This is a genomic window from Devosia sp. (assembly GCF_017307565.1).
Lineage (GTDB): Bacteria > Pseudomonadota > Alphaproteobacteria > Rhizobiales > Devosiaceae > Devosia.
On the sequence record NZ_JAFKHD010000119.1, the window covers coordinates 1 to 3,581 of the forward strand.

Annotated in this window: 4 protein-coding genes and 1 pseudogene; 1 reads left to right on the top strand and 4 read right to left on the bottom strand. The window is 61.7% G+C overall.

Annotated elements, in window-relative coordinates; genetic code table 11:
• The 4 genes from J0I64_RS03425 to fabD all read right to left on the bottom strand — a co-directional run.
• A partial coding sequence (locus tag J0I64_RS03425; RefSeq protein ID WP_291406222.1) for a beta-ketoacyl synthase N-terminal-like domain-containing protein occupies positions 1-530 on the bottom strand: 530 nt, incomplete at its 3' end.
• Between the two features lie 27 nt (positions 531-557).
• A complete protein-coding gene (locus J0I64_RS03430) occupies positions 558-794 on the bottom strand; it encodes an acyl carrier protein (protein WP_092424318.1) in 237 nt (78 codons plus the stop codon).
• A 411-nt stretch (positions 795-1,205) separates the two neighbouring features.
• A complete protein-coding gene (gene fabG, locus J0I64_RS03435) occupies positions 1,206-1,943 on the bottom strand; it encodes a 3-oxoacyl-[acyl-carrier-protein] reductase (RefSeq protein ID WP_291406220.1) in 738 nt (245 codons plus the stop codon).
• 38 nt (positions 1,944-1,981) lie between these two features.
• The gene (gene fabD / locus J0I64_RS03440) at positions 1,982-2,932 is read right to left on the bottom strand and encodes an ACP S-malonyltransferase (RefSeq protein WP_291406221.1); all 951 of its coding nucleotides are present in this window, start codon (positions 2,930-2,932) and stop codon (positions 1,982-1,984) included.
• Between the two features lie 124 nt (positions 2,933-3,056).
• Between fabD and J0I64_RS03445 the strand changes: the two are divergent.
• A pseudogene (locus J0I64_RS03445) lies at positions 3,057-3,581 on the top strand (hypothetical protein); the annotation flags it as partial.

Sequence of the window (3,581 nt, forward strand, 5' to 3'; positions counted from 1 at the left end):
ATGGCGTGCGCGCCGGTCGAGCAGGCGGTGACGACGGAATGGTTCGGCCCCTTGAGGCCGAAGCGGATCGACACATGGCCTGAGGCCAGGTTGATCAGGCGACCAGGAATGAAGAACGGGCTGATGCGGCGCGGGCCCTTTTCATGCAGCGTGATGGAGGCATCGTAGATGCCGCCAATCCCGCCAATGCCCGAACCGATGAGAACGCCGGTGCGTTCCTGCTCTTCCTGGGTCTTAGGTTCAACCCCGGCATCCTGGATGGCCTGGGTAGCAGCGGCCATGGCGTAGACGATGAACTCGTCGACCTTGCGCTGCTCCTTGGATTCCATCCACTCGTCGGGATTGTACATGCCCTGTGCATAATCCCCGCGGGGAATGCGATGGGCGATCTGGCAGGCGATATCATCGACCTGGAAGTCGTCGATACGCTTGGCTCCACTCTTGCCTGCGAGAATATTGGCCCAGGTGGCCTCCACTCCGCAACCAAGGGGCGTGACAAGCCCCATTCCGGTGACGACGACTCGGCGCAGTTCCATGTCTAACCCTGCCCGTCCAGCTTAGCTGGTGGCCTTGGTCAGGAAGGAGACAGCGTCCCCGAAGGTCTGGATCGACTCGGCAGCATCGTCCGGGATCTCGACCGAGAATTCTTCCTCGAAAGCCATCACCAGCTCGACCTGATCGAGCGAGTCAGCGCCCAGATCGTCGATGAAGCTGGCCTTTTCGGTGACCTTCTCGGCGTCCACATTGAGGTGTTCCACAACGATCTTGCGGACCCGATCAGCGACATCGCTCATATTTGACTTCCCTTTGTAGAAATCTACGTTTCGTTTCGCTTCTTATTGGCGCGAAGCCAATTCATCAAGCTCGGTTTTGACTTGCACGGCGGCAATGTAAGCGGCCTTCTAGGCGCTCGCAAGCCGAACCGGCAAGGGTTAACGGGGCGCGAGTAGCATGTTTCCTTGGGGTTTGCCAGCAGCCAGAGGCGTGGTTTCCAAGGGTTTAAGGCTTTATTAACGGGCAGATATGCCTGCGGTTGCGGCTATGCCCCTTCCGCCTGGGTCCGCCCATTCACCGTGTTATTCCCGCAAAGCGGGAATCTCCTTGTGTCGCGGCGAGGATTCCCGCTTTCGCGGGAATGACGCCGTTCAGAAGGACTATGCCTCCGGGCAGGCCGGAGGCATTGGGGAGCTATCAGCTCGCCCAAATCAGATCATCGCCATACCGCCGTTGACGTTGAGAGTGTGGCCGGTGACGTAGGCCGCCGCGTCGCTCGAGAGGAAGACGGCGCAGGCGGCGACTTCCTGGGCAGTGCCGAGGCGGTTGGCGGGAATCGTCGAGAGGATGGCTTCGCGCTGCTTGTCGTTGAGCTCATCGGTCATGGCCGAGGCGATGAAGCCCGGCGCGATGGAATTGACCGTGATGTTGCGGCTCGCAACTTCATGCGCCAGCGCCTTGTTCATGCCGATAAGGCCCGCCTTGGACGCGGCATAGTTGCCCTGCCCAGGATTGCCCATGACGCCGACGACCGAGGAAATGCCGATGATGCGACCCCAGCGCTGCTTCATCATGCCGCGCAGCACGGCGCGGTTAAGGTGGAAGGCGGCGGTCAAATTGACGGCGATAACCTCATCCCACTCTTCGTTCTTCATGCGCATGAAGAGGTTGTCGCGGGTCATGCCGGCATTGTTGATGAGGATATCAACGCCACCCATGACCGCTTCAGCGTCGGGGATAAGGGCGTCGACGTCGTCCATCTTGGAGAGGTTGCACGGCAGGATCGGGCATTCCTTGCCGATCAGCTGGGCGGTTTCTTCCAGAGCGCCGACGCGGGTACCCGAGAGGGCGACGGTGGCGCCGGCGGCTGCCAGTGCCTTGGCGATCTCGCGGCCAATGCCGCCGCTGGCGCCAGTGACCAAGGCGCGCTTACCGGTCAAATCGAACATGTTTTCTCTCCCTTTGGAGACGACTTTATTGTTTTGGATCAGGCCGTGACAGAGGCGACGAAGGCGTCGATGTCAGCAGGGCCGCCGACTGCCTGAGTGGCAACATCGGGGACGATACGCTTGGCAAGGCCGGTGAGGACGCGTCCGGTGCCGAGCTCGACGAGTTCAGTGACCCCGCCCTGCCCTGCAAGCCAGGTGACGCTTTCGGTCCAGCGAACAACGCCTGTGACCTGTTCAACGAGGCGCTGGCGGATTTCGGCCGGATCGGTGATCGGGGCGGCCAGGACGTTCGATACGACGGGCACGACCGGGGCATTCATCGTGACTTCGGCAAGCGCCGCAGCCATGGCATCGGCCGCAGGCTGCATCAGCGAGCAGTGGAACGGGGCACTGACGGGCAGCAGCAGGGCGCGCTTGGAGCCCTTGGCCCTGGCGATTTCGACGGCGCGTTCGATGGCCGCAAGAGCGCCGGAGATGACCACCTGGCCGGGCGCATTGTCATTGGCGACCTGGCAGACTTCGCCCTGGGCGGCTTCTTCGGCGACGGCGCGGGCCGTGTCGAGATCAAGGCCGAGGAGCGCAGCCATGGCGCCGTGACCGACCGGAACGGCCTTCTGCATGGCCTGACCGCGGGTGCGGAGGAGACGGGCCGTATCAGAAAGAGAGAAAGTGCCGGCAGCGCAGAGCGCGGAATATTCGCCGAGCGAGTGGCCGGCAACGAATTTTGCGTGGCTCGCGAGGCTGACGCCGCGGCTTTCGAGCACGCGGAGAACGGCGATGCTCGAGGCCATCAGGGCCGGCTGGGCATTCTCGGTGAGACGCAAAACGTCTTCCGGGCCCTCAAACATGGTCTGGGAGAGCTTTTCGCCCAGAGCGTCATCGACTTCGTCGAAGACGGCACGCGCTTCAGGGAAGGCATCGGCCAGTTCCTTGCCCATACCGACGGCCTGGCTGCCCTGGCCGGGAAAGGTGAAAGCTCTGCTGGTCATGACGACGTCTCCGGGGTTGCAGACATTGCGAGGCGTTTGCCGAGTGTATTTGGCTGAGTCAAGCAATCTCTCTTAAGGAAATTTGCGGGAGAATTGTGGGAAAGTGCTATTTTTCGGAGGCACCATGGACAGTTCGCTCCACGCGGTTTCGCCAAAACCGTCTCTCGCCAAGTCGGCATTTGCCGCCGTGGTGACTGCGGCTATTGTCTTTGCACTAGCCCTCCTGGGCATTTTTACGCGCGCTGCCTTTGACCTTGCGAGTCTCTGGCCGGCGAACGCCGCCCTGCTTGGCATTCTTGCCATTCACCCCAAGGCCAACACAGCCCTCACCTGGATTCTGGCTGCAGCTGCCTATATGGCCGCCGACGCCCTGACAGGTTCAGAGCTCGCCAGCGCCGCCATTCTGAACGGCACAAATCTGGTTGGCGTGGCAACGGGCCTAGCCTGCGTTCGCCTCTGGGCGCCGCAATTTTTCCCGATGCGAAAGCCTTCGGGCGTGGTGCGTCTGTTCCTGGTCATTGCCATCGCCTCCATGGCGACAGGCGTTGCCGGTGGTCTGGTTGCAGGCCCGATGCTGGGCATGGACAGGATCGATGGCTTCTTCCTTTGGTCTGCCACCGAATTCGTCAACTACGCCATCTTCCTGCCA

Bases quoted from the DNA above. Each gene is read 5' to 3' on its own strand.
- J0I64_RS03430 (WP_092424318.1), bottom strand. From the start codon at position 794: ATGAGCGATGTCGCTGATCGGGTCCGCAAGATCGTTGTGGAACACCTC.
- fabG (WP_291406220.1), bottom strand. From the start codon at position 1,943: ATGTTCGATTTGACCGGTAAGCGCGCCTTGGTCACTGGCGCCAGCGGC.
- fabD (WP_291406221.1), bottom strand. From the start codon at position 2,932: ATGACCAGCAGAGCTTTCACCTTTCCCGGCCAGGGCAGCCAGGCCGTC.